General features: G+C 40.1%; 19 protein-coding genes. 3 read left to right on the top strand and 16 right to left on the bottom strand.

All coding sequences use genetic code 11. From position 1 onward, the window contains the following. Positions 1-442: 442 nt before the first annotated feature. The 14 genes from BM130_RS13400 to BM130_RS13330 all read right to left on the bottom strand — a co-directional run bounded on the left by BM130_RS13400 (position 443) and on the right by BM130_RS13330 (position 18,714). Positions 443-1,384 (bottom strand): glycosyltransferase family 2 protein, encoded by a 942-nt coding sequence (locus BM130_RS13400; RefSeq protein ID WP_010527487.1) that lies wholly within the window; start codon positions 1,382-1,384, stop codon positions 443-445. A 34-nt stretch (positions 1,385-1,418) separates the two neighbouring features. Then, positions 1,419-2,633, bottom strand: a complete 1,215-nt coding sequence (locus BM130_RS13395; RefSeq protein ID WP_010527486.1) for a glycosyltransferase — start codon at positions 2,631-2,633, stop codon at positions 1,419-1,421. After that, complete coding sequence (locus tag BM130_RS13390; RefSeq protein ID WP_010527485.1) at positions 2,627-3,625, bottom strand: O-fucosyltransferase family protein; 999 nt, start codon at positions 3,623-3,625, stop codon at positions 2,627-2,629. Before BM130_RS13390 ends, BM130_RS13395 begins: the two co-directional genes overlap by 7 nt. Then, positions 3,615-4,439, bottom strand: a complete 825-nt coding sequence (locus BM130_RS13385) for a glycosyltransferase (protein WP_157998105.1) — start codon at positions 4,437-4,439, stop codon at positions 3,615-3,617. The genes BM130_RS13390 and BM130_RS13385 overlap by 11 nt, the downstream gene beginning before the upstream one ends. Before the next feature lie 377 nt (positions 4,440-4,816). Further along, positions 4,817-5,923, bottom strand: coding sequence for a hypothetical protein (locus BM130_RS13380; protein WP_010527483.1), 1,107 nt, complete (start codon positions 5,921-5,923; stop codon positions 4,817-4,819). 54 nt (positions 5,924-5,977) lie between these two features. Beyond that, positions 5,978-7,774 carry an ABC transporter ATP-binding protein gene (locus BM130_RS13375; protein WP_010527482.1) on the bottom strand — a complete coding sequence of 599 codons (1,797 nt, stop codon included), beginning with the start codon at positions 7,772-7,774 and terminating at the stop codon, positions 5,978-5,980. 1,291 nt (positions 7,775-9,065) lie between these two features. Next, a complete protein-coding gene (locus tag BM130_RS13370; RefSeq protein WP_010527481.1) occupies positions 9,066-9,473 on the bottom strand; it encodes a PIN domain-containing protein in 408 nt (135 codons plus the stop codon). After that, positions 9,473-9,697, bottom strand: a complete 225-nt coding sequence (locus BM130_RS13365) for a hypothetical protein (RefSeq protein WP_010527480.1) — start codon at positions 9,695-9,697, stop codon at positions 9,473-9,475. The genes BM130_RS13370 and BM130_RS13365 overlap by 1 nt, the downstream gene beginning before the upstream one ends. A 678-nt stretch (positions 9,698-10,375) precedes the next feature. Next, positions 10,376-11,842, bottom strand: coding sequence for an RNA-binding domain-containing protein (locus BM130_RS13360; RefSeq protein WP_010527479.1), 1,467 nt, complete (start codon positions 11,840-11,842; stop codon positions 10,376-10,378). Between the two features lie 391 nt (positions 11,843-12,233). Next, positions 12,234-12,857, bottom strand: coding sequence for a nucleotidyl transferase AbiEii/AbiGii toxin family protein (locus BM130_RS13355; RefSeq protein ID WP_010527478.1), 624 nt, complete (start codon positions 12,855-12,857; stop codon positions 12,234-12,236). Next, entirely contained in the window at positions 12,812-13,162 is a 351-nt protein-coding gene (locus BM130_RS13350; RefSeq protein ID WP_010527477.1) for a DUF6922 domain-containing protein, read from the bottom strand. The genes BM130_RS13355 and BM130_RS13350 overlap by 46 nt, the downstream gene beginning before the upstream one ends. Positions 13,163-15,340: 2,178 nt before the next feature. Then, positions 15,341-15,706: a four helix bundle protein gene (locus BM130_RS13340; protein WP_010527476.1), complete on the bottom strand. Its 366-nt coding sequence runs from the start codon at positions 15,704-15,706 to the stop codon at positions 15,341-15,343. Positions 15,707-15,890: 184 nt separating this feature from the next. Then, complete coding sequence (locus tag BM130_RS13335; protein WP_010527475.1) at positions 15,891-17,264, bottom strand: ATP-binding protein; 1,374 nt, start codon at positions 17,262-17,264, stop codon at positions 15,891-15,893. A 232-nt stretch (positions 17,265-17,496) separates the two neighbouring features. Beyond that, complete coding sequence (locus BM130_RS13330) at positions 17,497-18,714, bottom strand: glycosyltransferase (protein WP_029626580.1); 1,218 nt, start codon at positions 18,712-18,714, stop codon at positions 17,497-17,499. A gap of 826 nt (positions 18,715-19,540) precedes the next feature. Between BM130_RS13330 and BM130_RS13325 the strand changes: the two genes are divergently transcribed. From BM130_RS13325 to BM130_RS13315, 3 genes are all read left to right on the top strand, one after another. Then, the gene (locus tag BM130_RS13325; protein ID WP_010527473.1) at positions 19,541-20,413 is read left to right on the top strand and encodes an electron transfer flavoprotein subunit beta/FixA family protein; all 873 of its coding nucleotides are present in this window, start codon (positions 19,541-19,543) and stop codon (positions 20,411-20,413) included. A 37-nt stretch (positions 20,414-20,450) separates the two neighbouring features. Then, the gene (locus tag BM130_RS13320) at positions 20,451-21,470 is read left to right on the top strand and encodes an electron transfer flavoprotein subunit alpha/FixB family protein (protein ID WP_010527472.1); all 1,020 of its coding nucleotides are present in this window, start codon (positions 20,451-20,453) and stop codon (positions 21,468-21,470) included. A 67-nt stretch (positions 21,471-21,537) separates the two neighbouring features. Continuing rightward, entirely contained in the window at positions 21,538-23,253 is a 1,716-nt protein-coding gene (locus BM130_RS13315) for an acyl-CoA dehydrogenase family protein (protein WP_010527471.1), read from the top strand. A 113-nt stretch (positions 23,254-23,366) separates the two neighbouring features. On the opposite strand, the gene BM130_RS13310 is transcribed toward BM130_RS13315, so the two are convergent. Together BM130_RS13310 and BM130_RS13305 are read right to left on the bottom strand one after the other, a co-directional pair. Next, entirely contained in the window at positions 23,367-24,134 is a 768-nt protein-coding gene (locus tag BM130_RS13310; protein ID WP_010527470.1) for a LytR/AlgR family response regulator transcription factor, read from the bottom strand. A gap of 11 nt (positions 24,135-24,145) precedes the next feature. Then, positions 24,146-25,255: a sensor histidine kinase gene (locus BM130_RS13305; protein ID WP_010527469.1), complete on the bottom strand. Its 1,110-nt coding sequence runs from the start codon at positions 25,253-25,255 to the stop codon at positions 24,146-24,148. Positions 25,256-25,480: the final 225 nt, after the last annotated feature.

Raw genomic sequence — 25,480 nt, 5'->3', positions numbered from 1 at the left:
GGGGAGTTAGAGGGGTGAGGGCGGGGAAGTTGAGAAATTAGTGCAAATTAATAAAGGGTTTGTCCATCGCGCACCCCCCAACCCCCTAAAGGGGGTGAGCCCACGCGCGGAATTGTAAAAATAGTAATATTTGGATTTTATTTGGTGTAAAGTGGTGTGGGTGAGGTGGTTCTCCCCTTTAGGGGAGTTAGAGGGGTGAGGGCGGGGAAGTTGAGAAATTAGTGCAAATTAATAAAGGGTTTGTCCATCGCGCACCCCCCAACCCCCTAAAGGGGGAGAGCCTCCGCGCGGAATTGTAAAAATAATAAAATTTGGAATTTTACTGAGTATAAAGTGATGTGAGTGAGGCGGTTCTCCCCTTTAGGGAAGTCAGAGGGGTGAGGGCGGGGAAGGCTAATGTCTAATAACCTAACCGCCCAAAGGCCTAACCGCCTAATCCGGTCTACCGTCCTAACAGCCTGTTCTGCCACTTACGGCATATCTCTGCACCTCGAAAACCAAAACTCTTGTAAAGCCACAGATAGGGGTGGGTAGAGTGGTTCTGATTGGGTGAAGGACGGTAACGTCCCTTCAAATGTTGACGATATAGCTGACATGCTGCATTGAGGTCTTCATTGCCAATGATCTTGAGTAGTCCGAAGAGATTGTCCATGAAAAAGTCCTTTTCTTTTATGTACAACTCCGGACGGTGCTGGTCGATCCACCTTACCATTTCCAACCTTTTATTAAAGTAGCGCATCCATTTTTCTTTTGGATTGGTCTGTGAGATCTGTCCTGAAGGACGTTCTCTTACAATGGTAAGTGGTTCGTCATCAAAAATCACCTGGTCATTCACTTGTAAAAGTCGAAACATCAGATCGGCTTCCTGACTGCTTTTCAGCGATTCGTCCCAGCCGTTTACCTGTTCAATTAAGGTGCGGTTCCAAAGGTTTGAACTGGTAATACCAAGTTGGGTTATAAACAAACTTTTTAGAGGATGATCGTGCCTTGGAATATGTTTGGTCTCGATACCTTTGAGGTCACGCTTGATGCATGCGCCTGCGATGAAGCTGCTTTTAGGGTTTTGTTGAATTTGTTTTTGTTGGTGTTCAATTTTCCCCGGCATCAGAAGATCGTCAGCATCCAGAAACTGCAGCCATTGGCCGTGGCTTAGCCTTAACCCTTTGTTGCGCGCTGCCGGTGCCCCGGCCTTTAATTCTTTGTCAATTATTAGTTCTGGGTATTGATGTTGCAATTGCTGTAATTTTTTCCATGTACCGTCGGTGCTGTTGTTGTCGATGCAGATCACCTCTTTTTCCGGCCACGTCTGGCTAAAGGCCGAATGGACACATTCTTCTATATAGTTTTCAACGTTGTAGGCGGGGATGATGATGGAGATGAGCATGGAATTGGTGGAAAAAATATTATAAATAGAAATTTTAATCGACCATTTCTTTTAAGATATTGCAGAACTCAATATAATTGCTTTTTGCATTAAAATGAGTTTCCCAAAATTTATAGATATCTTTTCTGGCTTCAGAGTTTCGGGATTTTCTTTGGAAAATTAGATAAAGGTTCTTGGCAATTACATGTGGATTAGGCGAGGATGGTAATAAAAAACCTGTTTGGGAATTAACAATTTCACTGGTTCCTCCCACGTCTGTTGCTAAAATTGGTATTCCAAAGCTTGTGGCTTCCATAATACTAACCGGTAATCCTTCGGATGATGAGACGTTAATAAAACAATCAATAAAATTGTTTTGGAAATATTTAAGGACGGTTTGGTTGGGAACCAAACCTTTAAATTCTGTTGTAATATTATCCGGAAGTAGCTTTTGCGCTAAGGCTTTAACTTCCTCTAGTAGAATGCCATCCCCAAAATGGACCCATTTTATTTTTATGTCTTTGATTTCAGCCAGGGCTTTAACAATGAGGTCTACTCTTTTTATATCTACGACTCTCGAACAACTGACAACCAGATAAGTGTCATGCCCAATTGTTGGTTGGGTACAAGGCGGGTGATTGTTTTCAGTTCCCAGATAAGATAAGCGATATTTATGGGCAAATTGGGGATACTTTGTTTTCATATATTCCACCCCATTTTTAGATATCAGAAAAAGGCGGGAAACCTGTCTCAATTGAAATTTGCGAAATGGAATAAAACCTTCTTTGCGTCGTTCTGAATACAAATCGAAGCGATGAGCACGGGAAACAAAGTGTTTTATTTTTCCTTTTGATTTTAATATTGCCAGTAAAGTGCTTTGCTCATCAAACCAATAAGTATAATGCAGAGTATTGTTTAATAATCCGTGCTTTTTCAGAAATGAATACATTATTTTTGCCTGGTACCCTATATGAAGTATAGTGCTGAATATTAGTTTTTTATTCGGATGGCGCCATGCATCTTTCCAGCAATATCTGACCCACCAACCCATGTTAAGGATTCCATTGAGTGTTGTGTATCCGTTATATTCCGGCTTAAAAACTTCAACACCGTCACGTAGGGGGCGTCGGGTTTCTGATATTGTATTGGGTATAATAACAACCCTATTAAAAGCACGGGCTATGTATTTGATTTCTGTTTCAATAAATTGTTCTCCCAAACCATAGGGAAAACCGGCTGTGTGGAGACAAAGGGTGTTTTTTTTTACCATGAAAAGGTTTTTTCTGGTTCGTTTTTTATAATGGCCGATATTTTTGAAAAGCTTGAGTTTTTCTGATAAATAAGAAATTCACAGTGAGCCAGTAGCCACATGTCGATAATACTTTCTTTTAAGATTGTTTCTGCATGATCATATTTTTCGTGTCGGATGGCAAATTGATGAATCCCCATTTTTTGCCCATAGTCTTCAGGTCGCCATTTTGACGTGAAAACAACATTCTTGAAATTTTTCAAGAAGTAATCTTCAACCATCTTGTTGTCGGTTGCAAGAAAAATGTTTGAACTTTTTGTTTTTAAATCATTAATTATTTTTTTTAATGAATCGAGCGATGAATCCGGTTGTTTATCTGTCATACGAACATGCACACCAATGGTTTTCTGGTTTATTTTTAGTTGATTTTTTAAAAGTCCAATTTCTTCAGCAAGTTCATTTGAGAGGTCCAAATTATTCCGAAGATATTCTTTTTTTAAAGGCGGACAAAAGTCAGCATAAAAAACAACATCTTCTTTAATTCCTGTTTTATAACGACCGCCATAGGGGATATCGTTTTTTTTAAATAATGATTTAATTGTTTGTAAATCCTTATTGGAATTTGTGGTTAAGGATGTTTTTTGTAACCAATAGCCATCTTTTTTACTAATTGCTCCCTTTAGTGAAAAAGGAAGGAGCCTTTTTAATTTGTCAGAGCCAGCCTGGACATAAAGATCATAAAGACTTTTTTCAGGCATTTTGCCCCAAAGGGGAGGGTAAAATGTTAAATTGTTGTATCCTTTTATCACCTCGAGAGATTGAATGTGAGGAATATTAATGAGTCTGAAGTATTTGTAGAATACATTATCGAATTTTTTTCCAAACTGTCCATCGCTCCAGTCAACAAACAATGTTCTTTTGGTTTTCCTGGCATAATCAATGGTGTTGCTTAACGTTATAAGTCTGTTTCCAAGACCGGCGCAACCTTTTAAAATGAGGTACCTATTTTTCATTTTGTAGAATCTTGTTGTAGAAGCTTAAGAATTGTTGGGAAATTTTTTGAGGATTAAAAGTTTCTTTGGCTTTAATACTTATTTCTTTTCTATTAAAAGAAGTGCTTAGTGCTTTATTAATAGCTTTATAAAGAGCTTTATTGTCGATGGTATCTGCTATTATTCCATTTTTATATGGCTGAATTATCTGTTTTGCTCCCGCAGTAGGAAATGCTACTACCGGGGTCCCACAATAAAATGATTCAATAGTGGTTTGGCCATATGCCTCTTCAATGGCAGGTGTAATAAAGAGGTCGGCAGCTGAATAAGCTAAATTTAATTTGGGGATATCTAAAGTTCCCAGTTGAATAATATTTGGTGATTTCTCAAGATTATTTGATTTTTCCCCAACCATTAACAGGGTGAAGTCTTTAATATGAGGAGAATCTATTAAATATTGAATTCCTTTTCTTTTGTTGTTGGTATCGGCGGCAACAAAGAGTAATAGAGGTTTGTTGGATTTGATGTTTAATCTTGTTCGAGCAATATCTTGATGGATAATATTAAAATGATTGGGGTCAAGAGGGTATGGAATAACTTCTGTCTTCGAATCCTTAAAGGTTTGGTATTGGTTTACTGCTTTAAGTTTAAAAGTATCTGACGTTGCGTGACCATAGATGCGTCCATGTTGTTGAAATAATTTTATTTTCTTGTTTAGAAATGGCCTAAATAATTCTAATTTATCCTTGAAGATACCACTTTCATAAGGATTTCCTCCACTAAATGGAGTCATGTCATGAAATGTCCACACTATAGGTTTGTTAATTTTTTTCAAAAAGTGAAAAGGATTTACGAAGCCATTTACCCAATGTAAGTGAATGATATCAGCCCAGTCAAGAAGAGGAATGATCTCAGGTTTATAAAATGATTGATAGTAATTTCCTTTAATAAATTTTGTTGAAATATTATTTGTAGAAAAAAATCTTTTGTGAATAAAAGATTGATAATCACCTAACTTTTTCCTGACCGGATAAAAACTTTGGTAGGTTACAATGCCATTTCCTGGTTTTAAATTTTGCTCATTATTACACCATAAGAGCAGCAGCCGAGATTTTAGTTTGCTATTAGGAAGGTATTTATTGAGAGCATTGTGTATTCTAATGGCAGCTATTCCTGCCCCTCCTGTATCCTTTGTCGCTATATGCAGTACATTCATTTATTGATTAGTTTTAATAGACGATTGGCTACGGCTTCAGGGCTATAATTTTCTTTTACCCAAATTGAACCGTTTATTCCAATTTCTCTGATTTGGTTGGTGTTTAGAGAATTTAACCTCTTTTTAAAATCCTTTAAAGTTAAATTTCTTATTCCTATATAATGCTTTCCTTCAATGGGTTTTGCCGGAAGTTTGAATTTCCAATAATCCATGTCCAAAAGAATTGGACAGGTATTGGCGTAAAACGTTTCCCACATCCTAAAACTATCGTATTGGAATACAAAGAGTAATTTAGAATTGTCAATATTAAACTTTTGGCAAAGACTAGAAATAATAAATATAGGTTTCCGAATCAATTTTTGAATGAGGTTATAAGGTTGATAAAAGAAAGGTTTTACCTCCAAGTAGCCACCGAAAGAAAGAGTTAAAAGGCTTTTGTCAAGAAGTTTATAAAATTCCGGATTATGTCTTTTGGCTGTTTGTTCCCAATAAATATGATCAATTTTAGATTTATTAACAGCAGTTTGTTTATCCTTTAAACTGTCTGTTAGTCTTTGTTTAACAGGATAATGAAAATCATTATCCAGGAAGCTCTTAACCAGCCTTCCTCTTAAATTGTGGGCAACTCTGAAATTATAGACAATTTCTTCAATTGGTGGATGTGTATTTCTAAAGCGATCTATATATCGTTCGATACGTTTTGTATATCCTATAGCCCATGGTAATACATTTGATGGATATTTGACGTTTTCCAATAGATGGTCTGCCAAAATAAAATCGAATTTTCTTAAAACCATTTTATTATTCCATTCAGGAATAATCCAATCATTTCGGTCGAGTAAAATGTTGACTTTTGATGCATCTATCCTGTTCAATGTCCATTTTTTTGAATGATAGAGGTATTTATAATCATAAATGCCAACATCATAATCATCATTTTCATTTTTATTAAAAAGATATCGGTTTTCTTCAGGAACGAACCAGTAATCAATATTGGAAAATACTGAATGCCCCAACTGTTCCAAACCTTCAGCCAAGGCAATGGCTTCGGGTGAATAATTGTCCGGTATGTAAAAGGGGGTTAGAAAGAATTTAAAAGTCATATGACAATCATTTGTTAAAATGAGTATGGATAAAGTTTATTTTTCTGTAGGTATTTAAATTTTTATTACCTCCTCCGCAATTTCTTTATACTGGCATTCCCTCACAATTCTTCCGGTATTGATATCAATAATTCTGTTGCAGTATTTTAACGTCGTAATTCTATGAGCAATAACAATAATGGTCAGATTACTGTCCGACAATTCGCGGATGGATTCGGTGATGTCCTCTTCGGTTTGCGTGTCAAGAGCAGATGTGGCCTCATCGAAAAAGAGAATTTCGGCACCGCTGTAAATGGCACGTGCTATGCCTATTCTTTGACGTTGTCCGCCGGAGAGTCTGGCTCCCCGTTCTCCGATGTTGGTATGAACCCCTTCGGGCAGTTCTTGTACCATATCCCACAGGCTGGTTTTTTTCAGTACCTGTTCCAGCCGATTATGGTTAATGTTTTTGGAATCAACGCCAAAAGCTACATTTTCGGCGAGGGAGGCATCGATGAGATAAACTTCCTGTTGGACATACCCCACCAGTTTATGCCATGCCTTCAGGTTGGATGGTTTAATAGGCGTATCATCCACCATAAAAGAACCCTTGTTGGGTGTCCAGAATCCTAACATGAGGTTCATAAGAGTTGTTTTTCCCGATCCGGAAGGCCCCATAAAACCAATGGATTCCCCCTTTTTTATGGTGAGGTTAATGTTCTTTAGAACATCTTCAGTCGCATCCGGAAATCGGAAAGAAACATTTTGGAGGGATATCTGGTGTTTGAAAGGAAGTGACCGGGCTTCTTCCTGATCTTCTTCACTGTCTTTTTTCAGACTCTTTACCTGAGACACGATGTCAAATGTATATTGATGGCCTTTGATGCTGATGAGGGCCAGCATAATACGATTTATGGAAGGCAGTATTCGGTAGGCTGCCAGTGCGAACAGTCCGAGAAGGGCTGCCAGTCCGGCCTTGTCCGGCAGAAAATACAATCCGTAGGCAGTAATAACAAAAATGGTAATAACCATGCCTGTCTCAATGACTCGGGTTGGTGCCTGCTGATAGACGACCCTCCTGGTGCTGAGTTTTATTTGACGATTTAGGTAATGACTGATCTTTTTCTGAAAGTATTTCAATGAACCGGTAATGACTACATCTACATATCCAAAAATGCTCTGGAAGATACTTCTTGTGAGTAAGGGCGTTATTTTATTGGTTTCATTCTCCAGCCGCATGCTTTTATTTTTCACCCAGGTATAGAAGAGAAGAAAAATGGGCAGAATGGTGGTTGAAAGTAGTACTATTGCCCGCCAGTCGTAAAGCAAAAGACTGATTAAAATAAAGAAAAGAACAAAAATTTCGGTAAGAAAGTTAAACATCGGCAACACCATGCTGTTGGCGAACTTTTGAGTAACTACATTTACATCGCGCATGATGACGTTCGAGTTGGTGCTCTTAAAGAATGGAAAGCCTTTTTGATAGAAGTATTTATGCAACCTGATAGCAAAGTATTGGTAGAGGGAAAGGGAGAAGCGTGCCTGCGACCGGTTGATTAATAAACCCATCACGTTCTTGAAGGTTATAACCACCACAATCAGTGCTGCTAACACAAGAACAAACTGGTTCTCGGAGGTAAACCCACCCAGCTGATAGGCTTTGCTGATGACCGGATGTGATTGCGTAACCCCTTCTTGAAGAATAACGGTGAAGAGAGGCAAAAAGGCTGCAAGCCCTGCCATCTCGAGGATGGAATTGAAGAATAACAACAGCATCATCTTCACTGATTTTATTTTGTATCCCGGTGGCAATATTTCAATGATTCGTTTGATGCTGTGAATTATGATATTGTTGGTAATCGGGTTTCGCATTGTCAGGGATGGTTTTTAGTATTTTATCATTGATTAATTAATAAACATTGGATCTTTTCAACTAAAAAATATGGGTGCAAGATAATAAAAAGGTATGAGTTGAGAATGGATGTATGGTTTTAGGCCATTAGGCTGATAGGCGGCTAGGCTATTAGGTTATTAGGCCAATAGGCCACTAGGCTAATAGGTTGTTAGGCTGATAGGCCATTAGGCCCCTTGGCTTTTAGGCTAATTTTTTCCAATTTCTACCTATATCTATTTATTTCTACCTTATTTCTATTTATATCCACATATATCTTTTTTCTGGTCTCCGGTTTCTGGCCTCTGGTTTGCTGCTTTTTAGCTATAAACATGGGAGTTGCTACTTCGGACTCGGTATCTAATAGCCTAATAGCCTAATGACCTAATGGCCTAATTGGCTTCTGACTTCTGGCTTCCGGCTTCTGACCTCTGGCATCCGGTCTACCACTCTGTCGCCCCGCCGGGGCTCAGGTTGTATATGGTTGCACTGTTGCTACAAAGATGTCGCCGCTACGCGGCTGGAAATAAAGGCTGATAGGCTGATAGGCTATTAGGCTAATAGGCCATTGGGCCCCTAGGCTTTTAGGCTAATTTTTTCCAATTTCTACCTATTTCTATTTATTTCTACCTTATTTCTATTTATATCCACATATATCTTTTTTCCGGCCTCTGGTTTGCTGCTTTTTAGCTATAAACATGGGAGTTGCTACTTCGGACTCGGTATCTAATAGCCTAATGGCCTAATGACCTAATGGCCTAACTAGCATCTGGTTTCTGGTTTGCTGCATCTATAAACATGGGAGTCCTTCGGACTCCGTATCTAATCGCCTAATGGCCTAATAACCTAATGGCCTATTTAGCTTCCGGCCTCTGGTTTGCTGCTTTTTAGCTATAAACATGGGAGTTGCTACTTCGGACTCCGTGTCTAATGGCCTAATGACCTAATGGCCTAATGGCCTAATTAGCTTCTGGCCTCTGGTTTGCTGCATCTATAAACATGGGAGTCCTTCGGACTCCGTATCTAATCGCCTAATGGCCTAATTACCTAATGGCCTAACTAGCATCTGGCTTCTGGTTTCTGACCTCTGGCTTCTATTAGATTTTTAGATGTAAGATTTAAGATGAACATTTTACAGAAATATTTTTTTGCATTAGTACATTAGCACATCAGCACATTAGCATATTAGCAAATCAGCAAATTAATTCCTTCAACCTCATTGCATAAAAGGCTAATTACCTAATCGATTAACGGTTTATCAGTATTGTTTAGTTAATACAACAACTTAAAACCCTTTTTTAGTAATCCCTTTTTTAGGGTTTTGTCACCGGTCCAAAGAGGACAATCCAGATAAATAGCGAGAGCAACGAAAGGGGTGTCTTTTTCATCGATACCTTTACAGAGTTCGTAAGCTTTATGTCTTGATTGCATGTCAATTAAATCCATTGGGACAAATCTTATACATTCTAAAATGTTGTTGAAAAGGATATAAAAATTGTGCTCATTAAGTTTTGAGCTTTTCAAAATTTTTTCTTTGTGAGCGTAGATCTCATAAATTAAAAAATTTGGTGCATAAAATTTAATGTCACTGTCAAACAGTAAGTTTCTAATTTTGGACTTTTGGGGTATTAAAGCGGGAAAAATAATATTAGTATCAATAACTAATATTTTGTGATCCATTATTCCTTAGAAGTTCCCAGAAAACTGTGTTTGTTATTTTTCCACCAATGACTTTTAATATCTTCAGCAATCCGAAGATTATTTTCATTAATTCCGGACTGATAAATTAGGTTTTCGGTTTCTAAACGTTTTACGAGTTGGACAAGATAATCCTTATCCAAACCTTTTTTGCTGATGGTAAGGACTATACTATCTTTCTTGTCTTGAATATGGATATTATCCATAGTATTATATTTTTTGACAAATATACTTTAAAGCGAATTCAGAATCAATAACCGTGGCTGAGGATTAGGCTAATAGGCCATTAGGCCGATAGGCTAATAGGCTGATAGGCTAATAGGCCAATAGGCTGATAGGCCAATAGGTCATTAGGCTTTTAGGTTTTTAGGCCGATAGGCTGTTAGGTTGCTAGGCCATTAGGCCGATAGGCCAATAGGCCAATAGGCTATTAGGCCATTAGGCTATTAGGTCGTTAGGCGATTAGACAAATAGGCCACTAGGCTACTAGGCCATTAGGCTAATAGGTCGTTAGGCCATTAGACCACTAGGCCGATACCTACTTATATCTTTTGTATCTACTTATTTCAATTTATATAATTATATCCGGCTTCTAGTTTCTGACCTCTGGCTTCTAATATCATCAGCACATCAGAATATTAGCACATTGGCACATCAAATACTAGAAATTAGATTTTTAGATGTAAGATTTAAGATGAACATTTTGCATTAGCAAATCATTTGTATAAAATTTGCTTATTTCATTGAACTATTGGTTCTTAAAATTAGTCATTAGTTAATTAAATGGTTCGATATAATTGTGCTTGTAATCTGTCCAAAAATCTAAGTCAAAACAGGATGAACTTATTTCATTATCATTATAGCAGGCAATTATAGTTGTATTTTCAGGCCTTCAATGTGTAATAGGTATTTTTCCCTTTTCCGTGCCGTTCGATAAAATTTTTGCTAACCATAAGCCTAAGAAGTTCTCTTGCTCTGCTTTCCTTAATGTTTATTAAATTTTCAACCGATTTTGAGGTTATTTTATTGTTTTTGAGAATGTATAGAATAATTGTTTTTTCTTGTTCAGAGCAATCGGCCAGTATCCGACGGTATTCCGACGGTATTCCGACGGTGTTCCGACGGTATTCGACAGTGTCCGACGGCGTCTGGTGGTAATGGTCAGAAATCGATTGTGAATTTGGCACAGCATTAAAATTCTTTTTTATTAAGGATACTCTGAACATCATACCATGTTCATTCCACAAAAAGTCAATTTCGGGATAACGTTTTAATTCTTCATGAATTAATCTGAGGCCGTTACCCCATTGTTCAATAATTCCCAGTAATTTAAATACGGGTGCCAGGGTTCTGTTGCGTATATCTGATTGTCCGGCCTCCATATCGTTAAAATCGATTGATGGCAGGAGTTTTCCCGGACTTGATATTTCAATTTTATCATCAAAAATCGCAATTTTAATATCCATTCCTTTAAGAGCATAATCGCGATGAATAACGGCATTTCGAATCAACTCCCGTATGGCTACCACAGGATATTCCCAACGGTCTTTGCGAAAAACGCCTTCATATTCCGATCCTTTAGAAATATGCCTTAAAACGAAACGGTAGGCTTCTTCTGCCTGAAAGCTTAATGGCACATCAATCGTTTTTTGGTCGATAAAATCGCCGGGAACAGTTCCTTTGAAACGGGCACACTCTATTTTGGCATTTGGAAATAATTGTGTTTTGAGGTCATCCGAAGATAATAAAATTAAAGCATTGTTAGGAAATTTACGGTTTTGTTCATTAACTATCAGATTAAGCTTTGCCAAATGGGTAAGGTTTACTTTTTCACCTATTATTTCTTTTAATTGATTTTTAAAATCGTTCCATTTAAGGTTTTTAACTTCTTTGTTATAAATCGGCAGAGCATCAAATGAGATGTTGTTGCTTTGCCGTTGAAGTTCTTCAATAATTTCCCGGTTTGCCAAACGACTTGAAGAGCCGATACGAATATATGTGCCTTTTTCTATACCTTTACTTTTTAAATAATATGGTGGGTTATTCCCCTTAAAAATTTTTACTACTATAACGGGTTTGTTTTGATATCTTCTAAAGGATATTTCAGGTAAAATGACCGGTGCGCAACCGTCGTGAATGATATTGATAATTTGTTCTTCTATCTTTAACAAATCATTTTCATCCAGACCTGTAATTATTCGCGGATTGTCTTTAATACCAATATACAATTCGCCTCCGGCATCATTGGCAAATGCTACCACGGTTTTACACAAATCGGCTTTTGATGGCAATTGCTCTTTGAATTCAATTCGGCGTCCTTCCGGTTGGCTTAACAGGTCTTTAAGCTTCATATCTTAGCTTATGTTTATATGATAAGATGAGTTAACCAAGCTGCCAAAGCATTTGTCAACCCATTTGGCACCGTTGTAAGTGACGACGATGGCGTAGATAGTAATAAACAGCAATGAATTAGTTTTGAGCACATATATTTTAAACCTCTCTAGGAATTAAAAGGTTTATTTCGATTCAATAATTCTTAAAAAAATCTGTCGCCGCTCTGCGGCTCTGTTAGGCCGATAGACCATTAGGCCATTAGGCCATTAGGCCAATAGACTATTTATATCTACTTTATTTCAATTTATATCCACTTATATCCTCTTGTAATTTCTGGCTTCTGCTTCTGGTTTGTTGTGCTTTTTACCTATAAACATAGGAGTCCTTCGGACTCCGTATCTAATTGCCTTAATGGCCTAATTCGAGGAATTGTTTTACTGCATTCCGGATGCGTTGTTTTACGGCTTGCCAGTTAGTATCAACCAGCATAACCGGGAAGTCATCATCTTCTGCATCATCAAAATAAGTCAGACTTTTAATGACGAGAAATTCGGAACCATCCGGATATTTTTGTTTATAGAAGTTAAGCAATTGATTTAGGCTATACAGTTTTAACAAAAAGAACAAATCAATGAAATCTTTCTTGGTGCCCCGTCCGGTAATAGCACTAAGTTTCATTGCAGCGATATCAATTATATTTGCGATGGTTAGATTATTTTCTCTTAATGGTGGTGCTAACCAAGGATAGGGATAATTTACGATATCAACTTTAATACCATTAATAATGAAGATATTGATGTTTTTAGATTTTTTCAGTACAGTAGGTGTCGCTATTGACTTCAATTGGTTTACAACTTCAAATTCGTCGGCTTTAATGTTTCCGAAAAGGTCTATGTCGATGGATATTCTGTGTCCAATTTGCAGAGCCAGGCCGGTTCCTCTTACCAACCTTAAGGAACTAAATGCCGGCAGTGCCTGCAATTGAATTAAAAGTTCCAATGTGGCGGGGTCGATTGCTTCGATGAATAACATGCAAAGTTTTTAATGCTTGTATTACTAAGAAAAGCAATGAGGTTGGCCGATTTTTTTTCCAGATCGGGAATTTTCATGGCCACTTTTGCGATTTCTTCAATACCATATAAATGAACCAAAATTTTCCAATCCTTTAGCAGTCCGTAATCCAGAACCCTGTGGACAATGGTCTTTTTGCTTTTTTGAATATCCAAAGTTTTTTTGTTGACATCCCAGAATAAATGATCAGACAATAAATCGAGATATGGTAATTTGTCTGATCTCTCACTAAAATCCTTAGTATTATTTATGGGCGTCTTTGGCATAATGTTTAAGTATAAGGTTCGGATAAAGTTACATCATTTCGAAATTTGTTTCAATTCTAATTCTTATAAAGAGTTGGATTTATTGTCGCATTAAGTTATAAACATTGGAGTCCTTCGGATCCATATCTAATAGCCTATTGGCCTAACAACCCAATGGCCTAATGACCTGATTTTTTCCACGCCTTCGGCACGGTGACTCCCATAGGAATCACTTAAATGAGATTAAATGGTCGTATTATAACGGTGCAAAAATAAATAAGTTTTGGGGAATGGGGAAAAAGTCGTTAGTTTTTAGTCGATAGTCTTTAGTTGGTTTGCAATGGAGAAGGGAGAGGCGGATAGGGAAATAGGCCGATGGGCAATTGGGCCATTAGGCCGATAGGTTGTTAGGCCCTTAGGCTATTAGGCTGTTAGGTTGTTAGGCAAATAGGCCAATAGGTTTTTTGGCCATTAGGCTAATAGGCCATTAGGCCAATAGGCTGTTAGGCCAATGGGTTATTAGGCTGATAGGCCATTAGAAAATAGGCCCCTAGGCTAATGGGCCGTTAGACCATTAGACCATTTTTACATCATACAATTTATATCTACATATTTCTACCTTATTTCTATTTATATCTTTTATTCTAGCTTCTGGCCTCTGACTTCTTTTTGTTGCTTTTTAGCTATAAACATTGGAGTCCTTCGGACTCCGTATCTAATAGCCAAATGGCCTAATAACCCAATGGCCTAACTGACTTCTGCGGGCCGGCGCACCCCCTTCAGGGGGTTGGGGGGTGAGAGAGGAGGGCTATTTCCGGGTTACCACTCTGTCGCCCCGCTGGGGCTTAGGTTGTATATGGGTTCACTGTTGCTACAAAGATGTCGCCGCTCTGCGGCTGGAAATAAAGGCTGATAGGCTATTAGGCCGTTAGGCCATTAGGCTGATAGGTTGTTAGGTTTATTTTGCAGCATACCATTTATATCAATTTTATTTCTAATTATTTCTATTTGTATCTACCTTATATCTATTTATTTCAATTTATATCTTATGTCTGGCTTCTAACTTCCGGTCTCTGGCTTCTGGTTTGTTGCTTTTTAGCTATAAACATTGGAGTCCTTCGGACTCCGTATCTAATAGCCAAATGGCCTAATAACCCAATGGCCTAACTGACTTCTGCGGGCCGGCGCACCCCCTTCAGGGGGTTGGGGGGTGAGAGAGGAGGGCTATTTCCGGGTTACCACTCTGTCGCCCCGCTGGGGCTTAGGTTGTATATGGGTTCACTGTTGCTACAAAGATGTCGCCGCTCTGCGGCTCTATTAGGCCAATAGGCTATTAGGCCAATAGGCCATTAGGCTGATTTTGCGCTAAACAATTTATATCTATTATATTTCTACCTATATCCTTTAATTATTTATGCCTTAACGTTCTGCTGTCTCGTTGGGGCTGCCATTCTACCATTCGGCCTTTCAACCATTTTGCCATTTTACCATTTTACCCTACCATTTATGGCCAATGATTATTCGACACCTACGGCGTCGATGGTTTTTATTGTTGCTGCTTTTTAGCTATAAACATTGGAGTCCTTCGGACTCCGTATCTAATAGCCTAATAACCCAATGGCCTAATTGGCCTCTGGCTTCTGGTTTCTAGTTTCTGGCCTCTGGTTTCCGTCATCTGCGGGCCGGCGCACCCCCTTCAGGGGGTTGGGGGGTGAGGGAGGGGGAGCTATTTCCGTTTTACCGTTCTGCCGCCGCTCCGCGGCTACCGTTCCACCATTCCGCCTTTCCACCATTTTATCATTTGTTCCTCCCATTTATGACCAATGATTATTCGACACCTACGGCGTCGATGGTTTTTTATTTTTGCATTTTTGCTATAAACATTGGAGTCCTTCGGACTCCGTATCTAATAGCCAAATGGCCTAATAACCCAATGGCCTAACTGACTTCTGCGGGCCGGCGCACCCCCTTCAGGGGGTTGGGGGGGTGAGGGTGGGGTAGCTTCTTTCCGTTTTACCGCTCTGTCGCCCCGCTGGGGCTCAGGTTGTATATGGTTGCACTGTTGCTACAAAGGTGTCGCCGCTCTGCGGCTCTATTAGGCCAATAGGCTAATAGGCCAATGGGCCGTTAGGTTTTTAGGCCACTAGGTCGTTAGGCTGATAGGCCGATGGGCCAATAGGCCATTAGGCGGCTAGGGGATTATTGTGAGTTAAATTTCCTTTTTTGTGCGATTAAAGAGTTAATCATCTTTGATATTTCAATGCCTAATTCTTCCATTTCGTCAAGGGTACTAGAGGATATTAGCTTTTTATAATAAAACAGATTTAAAACAGTGATGGCTTCAAACAATGAACCACGGGCAAAATATAGATAATTTATTTTTTCTTTATTACTTATTCTTCCTTCTCCTTCAGCAATATTTTGCGGGATAGAAGATGCCGCCGCCTCCAATTGCTCAACCAAGCGATAATGCCCATGAACACCTTCGGCAATATCCAAACATCTTTCTGCAAAATGCATCGCTTTTTGCCAGACCCGAAGATTCTTAAAGCTAAAATTTTCCATAATAATTCTATCAATTATTAAAGGAAAATACACCCTATAATCCTAATAGCCTACCGGCCTAACAGCCTAATCGCCTAATAACCTAGTGGCCTAACAACCTATTGACCAAACGGCCTAACCGCCTAATAGCCTAATAGCCTACCAGCCTAAACGGCCCAATGGCCTAATTGCCTGATTGCCTCATCTACCCGGTTTTTAATCTATTCATGACCTGAATGGGGGTAAGGATATTAGGATTGTTGTTGCTGTCGGGAGATGATTTAGCAAAAAGTACCGGAATAATTATTTTGTTTTTAGCAAAAGGAAGTAAAGCTCCTTTTTTTTGAGTATTTTCCAGTAAGCTTTTAGGGTTTGGAACTTCTGACCATTTACATTCGCCTACAAGCAGATATTTGCCATCGAGTGATTGAGCAACCACGTCGATTTCCATGGGTTGATTATTGATGTTGTTCCCCCACCATCTTTGAGCGGGGCCAAAATATATATCGTTAAAAGGTTTTGCCGGAACGGAGCGTCTGCATAGATTTTCCCACCATGATGATATGAAAAGATTTTCGCGGGAAGAAAAAATATCAAAAACTTGGTCGATTAGGTTTAACTCTAACGATGAAAGAAAAGGAACTACGAATGAAAAATAGAAACCAAAGAACGGTTCGGCGATAGTGTAAAGACCTTTTTTGCTGTTTTTGGGATTTTCCCCGAAAGGAATGTCTCGTTTCAAGTATCCGAGATTGATAAGTTTATCGATGGGTCGGGAAATTTGGCTAGCCGGTTTGTTAAGTCTGGATGCTATTTCTGAAATACGATGAGCTCCTTTCCCTACTAACGAAAGTAAGGAATAGGCCTGAACAGATTCTCTCATATCGTCGAGAAAGAGCCGGGAAGGTTCTTCGTGCAGTATTCCTTGATTATCCAGAATCAGGTTTTTTACAGCTTGGGAAAAGGAAGGATAATTTCGGCGCAGTTCCCAGTATCTGGGGATACCTCCCCAAACAGCATATTCTTTTACGCCCTGTGTGGCATCACACTCCAGGTAATCTGTGATCCATCCTGCTTCTAAAGGTTTAATTTTTATGATTTCAGAGGCTCTTCCATATAGTGGTGATGAGGCCTCTAACGTCATGCTGTTCATCATTTGCTGAGACGATCCACAAATAATAATATGATAGTTGCTGTTTAGTTTTTGGTCGATAATTTTTTGAATAAGGCTTGGCAGTATAGGACTGCTTTTGACCATGTAAGGAAATTCGTCCAGAGCCAAGATAAATTTTTCTTTTGTTTGCCGGTTTAGATTGCTAAAGAGCGCTTCCCACGTAGGGTAAATCATGGCATCAAAACCTTGAAATTTTTCTGCAATAACAGCAGCCAATTGCTGTCGTTGTATGTTATCATCGGTTTGTTGAGCCATGAAATAGATGTCGCCCGCTTTAATAATATTTTTTATTAATGTTGATTTCCCACATCTTCGACGACCGTAAATCACGATTAATTGTCCATCCTCTCTAAGAAGGGCTTTTCTTATTCTTTCTTGTTCCCGGTGTCGATTGAAAAATTTCATATTAATGGATTATGCTTCACAAAAATAATGTTTCAGAAACATAATAGCAATATAAAGGAATAGGCAAAGGTTAGAGAAAGTAAGTAAGATGTTGGGCTAACGGCCCAATAACCTAACGGCCTAACAGCCTAATCGCCTAATAACCTAGTGGCCTAACAACCTATTGACCTATCGGCCTAACCGCCTAATAGCCTAACAACCCAATGGCCTAATGGCCTATTGACCTAACGGCCTAACGTCCTAACGGCCTATTAGTCTCTTTTAAGCTTTTGCAAAACGCGATGTAATTGTTTTTTGCGTTGAAATGGGAATTCCAAAAATTATAGGTTTTTAGTCTTGCTTCGGGATTTCGGGCTTTTGTTTCGAGTATTAAACGAAGGTTATTGGCAACAGAATGCGGATCAGGGGAGGCCGGCATTAGGATTCCGGTTTCTGAATTAACAATTTCTTTGGTACCACCTACATCGGTGGCTAAAACAGGTATTCCAAAGCTGGTGGCTTCCATGATGCTTACAGGCAGACCTTCGGAAGATGAGACGTTGATAAAACAATCAATATAATTGTCGCGGAAGAATTTAAGAACGGTGTCATTGGGTACCAACCCTTTAAATTCCGCTTTAATGTTTTTGGGAAGAAGTCTTTGAGCCAGGTCTTTGACGTCCTCTGACAGAATTCCGTCACCAAAATGGACCCATCTTATTTTAATATCTTTGATTTCAGCCAATGCCCGAACAATAAGATCTATCCTTTTTAGTTTTATGACCATTGAGCAGCTGACAACAATATAAGTATTGTTTTCAGGTGGTGGGGACAGGAGGGGCGACTCACTGTTTTCGGTTCCCATGTACGACAATCGGTATTTACTGGCAAACCGGGGATATTTCTTTTTCATGTAATCAACCCCGTTTTTAGATATAAGAAACAGGCGAGAAACTTGTTTCAGTTGAAATTTGCGGAAGGGGATAAAGCCTTCTTTTCGTCTTTCAAAATATAAATCGTAACCGTGTGCGCGGGAAACAAAGTGTTCTATTTTACCTCTTGATTTTAATATTGCCAGTATCGTGCTTTGGTCTGTGAACCAGTAGGTGTAGTGGAGGGTGTTGTGTTTTAAATGATGCTTTTTCAGAAATGCATCCATGATTTTAGCCTCGTATCCCCGGTGGAGAATAGCACTAATAATTAGTATTTTATTGGGATGCCGCCATACATCTTTCAGACAATAGAGAACCCACCATCCGATGCTAAGGAGTCCTTTGAGTTTTGTGAATCCGCTGTATTCCGGTTGGAGGATTTCAACACCGTCCGGGAGCTCTCTTCGTGGCCCTGATATGTTCGCGGGGATGATGACTACCCGGTCAAATTCTTTAACAAGGTATTTTATTTCTGTTTCAATGAATTGTTCGCCCGAACCATAGGGAAAACCGGATGTGTAGAGGCATAGGGTGGTCATAGCGGCTGACATTTAACGAAGACGATTAAAAATTTAAATTTTTGTTGCTTAATTTAATGCTAAATTTCGAGTCGGATCTACGGTAAAAGAAATAAATTTTTCCCGAAAATTCCAGACGGGGCTGGAGCAGGCTGTTAGGCGATTAGGCTGATAGGCAATTAGGCCAATAGGCTGTTAGGTTATTAGGCCGTTAGGCTAATAGGCAATTAGGCCAATGGGCTGTTAGGTTTTTAGGCTATAGGCCATTAGAAAATAGGCCCCTAGGCTAATGGGCCGTTAGACCATTTTTACATCATACAATTTATATCTATTTTATTTCCACCTTATTTCTACTTATATCCTTTTATCTGATTTCTGGTTTCTGGCCTCTGGCTTCTTTTTGTTGCTTTTTAGCTATAAACATTGGAGTCCTTCGGACTCCGTGTCTAATAGCCTAATAGCCTAATAGCCTAATAGCCTAATTGCCTAATGACCTATTGGCCTAACAACCTAACCGCCCAATAACCTAATAGCCTAATAGCCTATTGGCCTAATTGCCTAATAGCCTCATAAAGTTTCGGCTATTAAGATTAGATAAAAATTACTTAAAATCAGAAAGAAAAGAAAATTGTTTTGGGGTTTAACCGAAAATGTAAAAAAATGTTGTAAACAACTGATGTTTTGGTGTTTAATGACAGTGTGTTTTGGTGGGTATCTTAGGTGCTGTTAATAATGTAAATAGCTGAATAAGTGGAGTGCAATAGGGGTGTGTTTGGCGATTCAACTGTTTTGTTATATTTGTGCTTCTGCGAAAAGAATATTATCAAATTTAAACACATTATAAAAAATGGGACTAAACATTATTGTTCTTGCCAAGCAGGTGCCCGACACCCGTAACGTTGGTAAGGATGCCATGAAAGCCGACGGGACAGTAAACCGAGCTGCCTTGCCGGCCATTTTCAATCCGGAAGACTTGAATGCCCTGGAACAAGCGTTACGTCTGAAAGAAAAATATCCCGGAACCAAAGTCACGTTATTAACGATGGGTCCGGGACGTGCTGCCGAAATTATACGTGAAGGCTTGTTTCGTGGTGCCGATGGGGGAATATTGCTCACCGACAGGGCCTTTGCGGGTTCCGATACGCTGGCCACTTCATATGCCTTGTCGTGCGCCATCAGAAAAATAAAAACTTATGATTTGATATTGGCCGGACGTCAGGCTATTGACGGCGATACGGCACAGGTAGGACCGCAGGTGGCCGAAAAGCTGGGCTTGCCGCAGGTGACTTACGTTGAGGAAATATTAAGTGCCGAAAAAGGGAAACTACGCCTGAAACGACGTCTGGAACGTGGTGTTGAAACAGTAGAGACCCCCATGCCCGTGTTGCTTACCATCAATGGCTCGGCAGCACCATGTCGCCCAAGAAATGCCAGGTTGGTTATGAAGTATAAACATGCCCGTACGGTTACCGAACGTCAGAATCTGTCGGAAGATTATATTGATTTGGCCAATGACCGTCCGTATCTGAATATTCCTGAATGGAGTGTCAACGATATTGAGTGCGATGCTAACAGCCTGGGATTATCGGGCTCGCCAACCAAAGTTAAAAAGATTGAGAACGTAGTATTTCAGGCAAAGGAGGCACGACATATTCAGGCCAATGAGCAGGAAATAGAAGAACTGGTTAAAGAATTGATTGCCAACCACACCATTGGGTAAAAATGTGGGCAATATCATTTAATTAAAACAGAAAAAAATGAACAATATATTTGTTATATGCGAAACGGAAGAAGGCAAAATTGCTGATGTGAGTCTGGAGTTACTCACCAAGGGCCGTTCGTTGGCCAATCAGTTGAATTGTCGTCTGGAAGCCGTCGTTTTGGGACATCAGTTAGAAGGCGTGGAGGAGCAACTCTTTCCCTATGGGGCCGATGTGGTACATATCGGCGATGATCCGCGGCTCGAACCGTATACCACACTTCCTTATACATCCGTTATAGTTGAATTGTTTAAAAAAGAGAAACCGCAAATAGCGCTTCTGGGAGCAACCACAATGGGGCGCGATTTGGGCCCGCGTGTTTCATCGGCCCTGCATAGTGGTCTGACAGCCGATTGTACGGCCCTGGAAATAGGGGACCACGAAGATAAGAAAGCCGGGAAAGAATATAAGAATCTTTTGTATCAGATACGTCCCGCTTTTGGAGGAAATATAGTAGCCACCATTATCAATCCCGATTGTCGTCCACAGATGGCCACTGTTCGCGAAGGGGTGATGAAAAAGGAAATTTATTCGCCCTCGCATAAAGGGGAAATTAAAAAGATTGAGGTCGACAAGTATTTAAAGCCGGAAGATGCTGTTGTCAAGGTTGTTGAGCGCCACATGGAGAAAAACCGGATCAATATTAAGAATTCATCCATCATTGTATCGGGTGGCTACGGTATGGGTTCCAAAGAGAATTTCTCGCTTCTTTATGAATTGGCCGAAGTGCTGGGCGGAGAAGTGGGTGCCTCGCGTGCTGCCGTAGATGCCGGTTTTGCCGAACACGACCGTCAGATAGGTCAAACGGGTGTGACGGTGCGTCCCAAACTGTATATTGCCTGCGGTATCTCGGGGCAGATACAGCATACGGCCGGAATGGAGGAATCGGCAATGGTTATTGCCATCAACAACGACCCGACGGCACCCATTAACAAAATTGCCGACTATGTGATTACCGGTGATGTAATGGAAGTGATTCCCAGGCTGATTAAGGCTTATAAGAAAAATACCAAATAATTACAGGATATTACCTGATTGTAGGATTATGGACACTTTGGGGTGTCTGTTAAATAAAAGAGAAACAATGGCAAATTTTTTTACAGATAATCCGGATCTTAAATTTCATCTGACGCATCCGTTGATGAAAAAGATCGTGGCCCTCAAAGAGGACAACTTTGAGGACAAAGACCAATACGACTATGCCCCGCTGGATTTTGAGGATGCCATGGACAGCTACGAAAAAGTGCTGGAAATTGTGGGTGAAATATGCGGTGATATTGTGGCACCCAATGCCGAAGGGGTGGATGCCGAAGGTCCCAGAATTGAAAATAATGAAGTGGTCTATGCCGCCGGAACACAGCAAAACCTCGATGCCCTGGTTAAAGCCGGCCTTATGGGTATTACCCTGCCACGTAAGTACGAAGGGCTTAATTTCCCGATTGTTCCCTACATCATGGCTGCCGACATGGTTTCGCGTGCCGATGCCGGGTTTGTAAATATCTGGGGTTTGCAGGACTGTGCCGAAACCATTCATGAGTTTGCCGATGATGACCAGAAAATGCGCTATCTTCCACGGATATCGCGAGGAGAAACTGCCGCCATGGACCTTACCGAGCCCGATGCCGGCTCTGATTTGCAGTCGGTGCAGCTGAAAGCTACTTACAATGAAAAGGATGGCAAATGGTATCTTAATGGGGTTAAGCGTTTTATTACCAATGGCGATGGTAACATTTCGCTGGTGCTGGCCCGCTCAGAACCCGGCACTACCGATGGTCGTGGCTTGTCAATGTTTATCTACGACCGTAACCATAAGGCTGTTAAAATACGTCGCATCGAAAATAAAATGGGAATAAAAGGCTCACCTACCTGTGAGTTGGTGTTCCAAAATGCGCCGGCCGAACTGGTGGGCGACCGTAAAATGGGACTTATCAAGTATGTGATGGCCCTGATGAACGGTGCCCGGCTGGGTATTGGAGCCCAATCGGTGGGCATTAGCGAGGCAGCCTATCGTGAGGCATTGGCCTATGCCGAAGAAAGAGAACAATTTGGAAAGCCAATCATTAAATTTCCTGCAGTATATGAGATGCTGGCAACCATGAAGGCTAAACTGGATGCCTCACGTTCGCTGCTGTACGAAACCAGCCGATTTGTGGATGTCTACAAAGCTTACATGCATCTTTCAAAAAAGCGTACTCTTACCAGGGAAGAACGCCAGGAAATGAAATATTATCAGCGGCTGGCTGACTTTTTCACGCCACTGTTAAAAGGCATGAGCAGTGAGTATTGCAATCAGATTGCCTACGATGCCTTGCAAATTCATGGTGGTAGTGGATTTATGAAGGATTATCCCATCGAACGGATTTATCGTGATGCCCGGATAACCACCATATACGAAGGTACTACGCAGCTGCAGGTTGTAGCAGCTATTCGCGGAGTTACCACCGATGGTTATCTGAAACGTATCCGTGAGTATGAGGCTATGCCACTGCGACCCGAACTGCACGGATTTAGACGTACTTTAATAGGGATGACCGAAGAGTATGAGCGTGCCGTGAAAAGTGTTACGGATGTGAAAGATAATGAATTCCTGGACTTTCATGCTCGCCGACTGGTGGAGATGGCCGGTCACATCATTATGGGATATCTGCTTTTGCTGGATACCGAGCGGGATGACAGGTATCGTAATTCTACAGAGATTTTTATTCGTTTAGGCAGGGCCGAAAATAAGGCCCGAGCAGAATTTATAGCCAACTCATCCCTGAATGATTTGGGGTATTTCAAACAAATTCAGGAAGCTTAAACGGTAATTGGAGTCATTCAAAAAAAGCGGGGCATTGGTATCAATGTCCTGCTTTTTTGTAGATGGCTCAATACTGCTTAGGTTAACGTGCCGGATAACAACGGCACGTACATCTAATGATTAACCCACTCTTTGAAACGTTTTGCTTTTTCACGACTTACAATAATCTTTTCAGAATTAGCGGGCTTTGTTTTGATGACTAATTTGCCGTTAAACCAGTTTTCGACCCGATGTATGGCCTCAATATTCAGGATGTACTGACGGTTAACACGGAAAAACATTTCGGGGTTTAGTTCCTTGTCGAGGCGGTCGAGGGTAAAATCAATAATATGATGATTGCCATCAAAGGTGAAAGCCGTGGTCACCTTGTTAGAGCTGTTAAACCAGGCCACATCCACTACATCAATTTTCTGAAAACCATTATGTAAGTTTACTAAGAGGCGGGAACGGTAGTTATGCTTTCCGGTAGAAATGATTTTGGCAATGGTTTGGTAATCGACTAACGCAGGTGGTGGCGTTGCTTGTGTGAAAAGGCGTTCAAACTTTTGAATAGCCTCTTCCAGTTTGTCCATATTGACCGGCTTCAGTAAATAATCGATGCTGTTAACCTTAAAGGCCTGGATGGCATATTCATCGTAAGCCGTGGTAAAGATGACAAAACTTTTTACGTCAATCTGTTTAAATATTTCAAAACAATTGCCATCCGAAAGCTGAATATCCATAAATATTAGCTCGGGTTGAGGGTTTTGCCCGAAAAATTCGATGGTTTCTTCAATGGAACCCATGGCGGCAGAGATATTCCATTGAGGTCGTAATTTTTTTATCATATCGGCAATTAACCGACGGGTGGGTATTTCATCTTCAATAATTAATATATTCATGGTTATCAGATTTATTCGGCATTCAGGAGTAGGGGTAACTTAATGCAATACTTTTTTTCGGTTTTTCCGAAAATAATGTCTTCGCCGGTGAGCAATTTATAGCGTTGGGCAATGTTTTCCAATCCGGTACCAGTAGAAGATACCGACCTTTTAGGCTGGAGGTTGTTGCAGGTCTGTAACCAACGGCCCCCGGCTATTTCAATTTCAATGATTAAGGGACACTTTTCCGATGCCCGATTGTGCTTTATGGCATTTTCCAACAGTAATTGAAGAGAAAGCGGTGGCACATGGTAATCCATCTGTTCTTCCGGAATGTTGATATGTACTTCCAAAGAGTTGCCCATACGTTTTTTATGCAAGTAAATAAAATCATTCAGGAAACGTAATTCTTCATGGAGCGGTACGGTTATCTCATTTCTTTTTTGGAGGACATATCGATAAACTTCAGCCAGTTTTTGGGTGAATTCAATGGCCTGTCCGGGGTTATAATGAATTTCGGAAATTAACGTACTAAAACTATTGAAGAGAAAGTGGGGGTTAAGTTGATTTTGCAGAATCCGATAATCGGCTTTCAGTTTGGCTTGCTTGAGGGCTTCCACTTCCAGAAGTGACTTCCGCCAATTTAAAAGAAAGCTTTTGATAAATAGTGAACTGTTAAATATCAGCACAAACAAAAATCCCAAAATGATGGTCAGAAGGGCGGCTTGACGGAAAAAAGGCTCGGCATAGATATGGTCGGGCAGCACCATCAATGAAAGAATAACCAGACATGAGGTCCACACGAAACTTAAAATTAACTGTTTTTTTACCCGGCGTGAAATGCTGAAAAACCACGGTGCCTTTTTGTCCAGATAACGATTAATGATAATGTTGCCTTCGCTGGCCAGGTTAAAAGCTAAAATAGACAAAAAGAAGGGGAGTGGTGTTTTGCGCGGGTCCTGGTCATCCCCAAACATAAGAAATACAAATTTTATAACAGAAAAGCCTATAAAAGAGATGATAAGAAAACGCCACAGGGCGGGACGCCAGCCTTTGTCAATAATCGATTTTTCCGGTTTTTTAAATTCTTCCGGAATAGGCTCAATCTCATTTTTTTGTATGGATGTTTTTTCAAATGTCAATGCTGTTCAAATTTTAAATTGTTACCTGATATTAGTATTTGTTCTCTATTGGTGCAGGGCCTCGAAAGATAATAATTTCAAAGTTCCCCGATAGGTTAATAGGCCATTAGGCTATTAGGTTGCTGGGCTAATAGGCCATTGGGCCGTTAGGTTGTTAGGCCAATAGGCCAATAGGCCATTAGGCTATTAGGTTGCTGGGCTAATAGGCCATTGGGTCGTTAGACA

The organism is Thermophagus xiamenensis (genome assembly GCF_900112795.1).
GTDB classification, from domain to species: Bacteria; Bacteroidota; Bacteroidia; order Bacteroidales; family Marinilabiliaceae; genus Thermophagus; species Thermophagus xiamenensis.
Note: the sequence above shows the minus strand (reverse complement) of the source record. Positions and strands in the feature narration are given on the sequence as shown.

What these genes read in the sequence shown, in the direction of transcription:
- BM130_RS13340 (WP_010527476.1), bottom strand. Translation starts at nt 15,706, where the DNA reads ATGGAAAATTTTAGCTTTAAGAATCTTCGGGTCTGGCAAAAAGCGATG.
- BM130_RS13400 (WP_010527487.1), bottom strand. Translation starts at nt 1,384, where the DNA reads ATGCTCATCTCCATCATCATCCCCGCCTACAACGTTGAAAACTATATA.
- BM130_RS13310 (WP_010527470.1), bottom strand. Translation starts at nt 24,134, where the DNA reads ATGAATATATTAATTATTGAAGATGAAATACCCACCCGTCGGTTAATT.
- BM130_RS13315 (WP_010527471.1), top strand. Translation starts at nt 21,538, where the DNA reads ATGGCAAATTTTTTTACAGATAATCCGGATCTTAAATTTCATCTGACG.
- BM130_RS13375 (WP_010527482.1), bottom strand. Translation starts at nt 7,774, where the DNA reads ATGCGAAACCCGATTACCAACAATATCATAATTCACAGCATCAAACGA.
- BM130_RS13320 (WP_010527472.1), top strand. Translation starts at nt 20,451, where the DNA reads ATGAACAATATATTTGTTATATGCGAAACGGAAGAAGGCAAAATTGCT.
- BM130_RS13325 (WP_010527473.1), top strand. Translation starts at nt 19,541, where the DNA reads ATGGGACTAAACATTATTGTTCTTGCCAAGCAGGTGCCCGACACCCGT.
- BM130_RS13330 (WP_029626580.1), bottom strand. Translation starts at nt 18,714, where the DNA reads ATGACCACCCTATGCCTCTACACATCCGGTTTTCCCTATGGTTCGGGC.
- BM130_RS13380 (WP_010527483.1), bottom strand. Translation starts at nt 5,923, where the DNA reads ATGACTTTTAAATTCTTTCTAACCCCCTTTTACATACCGGACAATTAT.
- BM130_RS13370 (WP_010527481.1), bottom strand. Translation starts at nt 9,473, where the DNA reads ATGGATCACAAAATATTAGTTATTGATACTAATATTATTTTTCCCGCT.
- BM130_RS13360 (WP_010527479.1), bottom strand. Translation starts at nt 11,842, where the DNA reads ATGAAGCTTAAAGACCTGTTAAGCCAACCGGAAGGACGCCGAATTGAA.
- BM130_RS13395 (WP_010527486.1), bottom strand. Translation starts at nt 2,633, where the DNA reads ATGGTAAAAAAAAACACCCTTTGTCTCCACACAGCCGGTTTTCCCTAT.
- BM130_RS13355 (WP_010527478.1), bottom strand. Translation starts at nt 12,857, where the DNA reads ATGTTATTCATCGAAGCAATCGACCCCGCCACATTGGAACTTTTAATT.
- BM130_RS13335 (WP_010527475.1), bottom strand. Translation starts at nt 17,264, where the DNA reads ATGAAATTTTTCAATCGACACCGGGAACAAGAAAGAATAAGAAAAGCC.
- BM130_RS13365 (WP_010527480.1), bottom strand. Translation starts at nt 9,697, where the DNA reads ATGGATAATATCCATATTCAAGACAAGAAAGATAGTATAGTCCTTACC.
- BM130_RS13350 (WP_010527477.1), bottom strand. Translation starts at nt 13,162, where the DNA reads ATGCCAAAGACGCCCATAAATAATACTAAGGATTTTAGTGAGAGATCA.
- BM130_RS13390 (WP_010527485.1), bottom strand. Translation starts at nt 3,625, where the DNA reads ATGAAAAATAGGTACCTCATTTTAAAAGGTTGCGCCGGTCTTGGAAAC.